Consider the following 3,333-nt stretch of genomic DNA (forward strand, 5'->3'; position numbering starts at 1 on the left):
GGCCTGGAACAGCGGGGTGCGGCTGGGGTCCCGCACGGGGTGCACTTCGTCCACGACGCGTTCGAAGGGCACGTCCTGGTGGGCGAAGGCGTCGAGCACCCGTTCGCGGACCTGGCCGAGCAGGTCCCGGAAGCCGGCACGGGGGTCGACGTCGGCGCGCAGCACGACGGTGTTGACGAAGAACCCGACCAAGCCCTCCAGTTCGGTGCGGTCACGGCCGGAGACCACCGTGCCGACGGTGACGTCGCGCTGCCCGGACCAGCGCGCGAACACCACCTGGCACGCGGCCAGCAGGGCCATGAACAGGGTGCTCTCCTGTTTTCGCGCCAAGGCTTTGAGTCGGTCGGTGCTCTCGGCGGGCACCTGGAAGTGCACCAGTGCGCCCTGCTTGTCGCGAGTCGCGGGCCTTGGCCGGTCGGTGGGCAGTTCCAGCGGCCGAGTGCCGTCGAGCGCTCGACGCCAGTAGTCCAGGTCGTCCTGGAAGGTGTCGTCGGTGGCCACGCGCCGCTGCCACACGGCGTAGTCGGCGTACTGCACGGGCAGGTCGGGGAGCTTGGCCTCGGTGCCGTCGGTGGCCGCTTCGTAGCAGGAGCCCAGTTCGCCGAGCAGGACGCCGTTGGACCAGCCGTCGGTGATGATGTGGTGCAGCACCAGGGACAGGACGTGGTCGTCCTCGGCCAAGCGGATCAGGCGGACCCGCAGCAGTGGACCGCGCCGTAGGTCGAACGCGGTGGTCGTCTCCTCGGTCAGGACGCCCGCCAGGTCCTCGGGCCGTCCGGTCAGGTCGAGCACCGGCACGTCGACGCGGTGCGTCGGGTGCACGATCTGCACACCGCGGCCGTCTACGGAGTCGAAGGTGGTGCGCAACGACTCGTGCCGCGCCACCAAGGCGGTCAGGGCGGTGCTCAGGGCGGACACGTCGAGGTGGCCGCGCAGTCGCAGGATCGACGGCGTCAGGTAGTCCGGGCTGCCCGGCTCGAACTGGTCGAGGAACCACAGCCGTTGCTGCGCGAACGACAGCGGCAGGCCGCCGTCCCGAGCCACCACTCCGATGTCGGTCAGCCGGGCGTGGGCGGAGGCCGTGACGAGTTCGGCGATCCCGGCGACCGTGGGACGGGTGAACAGCGAGCGCGGCGACATCTCCACGTCGAAGGCCGCGCGCAGGCGGGAGATCACCCGGATGCTGAGGATGGAGTCGCCGCCCAGGTCGAAGAAGTTGTCCCGCACGCCGATGTCGGGCACGCCCAGCACTTGCGACCAGATGTCGGCCACGTCACGTTCCACGTCGGTTCGGGGCTCGACGTGACCGGTGCGGGCCGCGGTCGGATCGGGAGCGGGCAGGGCGCCGCGGTCGACCTTTCCGTTGGAGGTCATCGGGATCGCGTCGAGGACCACGAACGCCGAGGGGACCATGTAGTCCGGGAGGCGGTCGGCCAGCCACGACCTCAGGTCGGTCGTCGTGGGCACGGTCGTCGTCAAGGACATCATGTAGGCGACGAGGCGCTTGTGGTCGCCGTCCTGCCGCGCGACCACGACGACCTCACGGACGTCGGGGTGTCGGGTCAAAACGGTCTCGACCTCACCGGGTTCGATCCGGAACCCGCGGATCTTCACCTGTTCGTCGGCTCGTCCCAGGTACTCCACGCTGCCGTCCGGCAACCACCGTGCCCGGTCCCCCGTGCGGTACATCCGCTCACCCGGCACACCGAACGGGTTGGCCAGGAACCGATCCGCCGTCAACCCCGCACGACCCAGATACCCGCGCGCCAACTGCACACCGGCCAGGAACAACTCCCCCGGAACCCCGACCGGAACCGGCCGCAACTGTTCGTCCAGCACGTAGGCCGACACGTTGCGCAGCGGTCGGCCGATGACCGGTCTACCAACACCGTCGACCCGACCCGACAGTGCGTCCACAGTGGACTCCGTCGGTCCGTAGAAGTTGTAGACCGCGGTGTCGGGGATAGCCGCCAAGCTCTGCCACAACGACTCCCCCGTCGCCTCGCCACCGAGCATCACGATCTTCGGTCGGTGCGTGCCGTCGAGGAGTCCGGCTTCCAGCAGCTGGTGCGCGTAGGACGGGGTCAGGTCCAGGAAGTCGATCCGCCGATCCACGACGTAGTCCACCATGGCCGGTGGGTCGAGGCGCACGTCCTCCTCCAGCACGTGCAACTCGTGGCCGTCGGCCAGCAGGACGATGCCTTCCAGGGAGGTGTCGAAGGAGAACACCGCCGACAACGCCACCCGCAAACGTCCACCACCTGCGGCGGCGACGAAGTCCTCTCGGTGGTTCACCAGCAGGTTCACCAGGCCGCGATGGTCGATCACCACGCCCTTGGGTCGGCCGGTGGAGCCGGAGGTGTAGATCACGTACGCGGCGTGGTCAGGACTCGACGGTGTAGTCCGGTCGGCGTCGGTGAGATCCGCGGACTGCCGGTCGTCGCAGGCGGGCAGGGTGTCGGTGACCACGAGCACCGGGTTCGCGTCGCGCAGCACGAAGTCGATCCGGTCTGCGGGCAACTCGGGGTCGACAGGCAGGTACACCCCACCGGCCTTCCACACCGCCAGCAGCGCCACCACGAACTCCACCGACCGCGGCAACGCCAGCGCCACCAGGCGTTCCGGGCCGACCCCCGAGTCGACGAAGGTGCGCGCCACGCGGTTGGCCCACGCGTTGAGTTCGGCGAAGGTCAACGACCGGTCACCCACCACCAGCGCGGTGGCTTCCGGCGTCCGGTGCACCTGAGTCTCGAACACCTCGGTGATGCTCTGCTCCGGCACGTCGACGGCGGTGGAGTTCCAGTCCACCAGCACCTGGCGGCGTTCGTCGTCGGTCATCCAGGGCAACGCCGCCACAGGCCGGTCGGGATCGGTCGCGATGGCGTCGACGAGCAGGTGCAGGCGGTCGGCGATGCTCCGAGCGGTATCGGCGTCGAACAGGCGGGGGTCGTGGGCGAGGTCGAGGTGGAGCCGGTCGTCGACGACCGCGCTGAGAGTGAGGGGGAAGGTGGTGGTGTCGCGGGCTTGGACCTCGAGCACCTGGATGCCGCCGATTTCGGCGACGTCGTTGAGCGGGTAGTTCTCGAACACCACGACGCTGTCGAACAACGTCGCCCCGGAGGGCACGTCGCTGCACGACCGCAGCTCCGCCAACGACACGAAGTCGAACCGCCGCGACTCGGTCTGCGCCGCCTGCAGCTGCTGGAGCCAGATCGTGGTGTCGACGTCGTCGGGCACGCGCGTCCGGGTGGGCAGGGTGTTGATGAACAGACCGATCATCTGCTCGACGCCGGGCATCTCGGCCGGACGGCCGGACACGGTCGTGCCGAACAC

1 protein-coding gene is annotated in these 3,333 nt (G+C 69.4%); it reads right to left on the bottom strand.

All coding sequences use genetic code 11. The features are described 5' to 3' along the window. Positions 1-3,333 (bottom strand): amino acid adenylation domain-containing protein (locus tag ACFWW9_RS46000; RefSeq protein WP_390389969.1); only part of this gene is annotated, 3,333 nt, incomplete at both ends.

The organism is Umezawaea sp. NPDC059074 (genome assembly GCF_042738955.1).
GTDB lineage: Bacteria > Actinomycetota > Actinomycetes > Mycobacteriales > Pseudonocardiaceae > Umezawaea.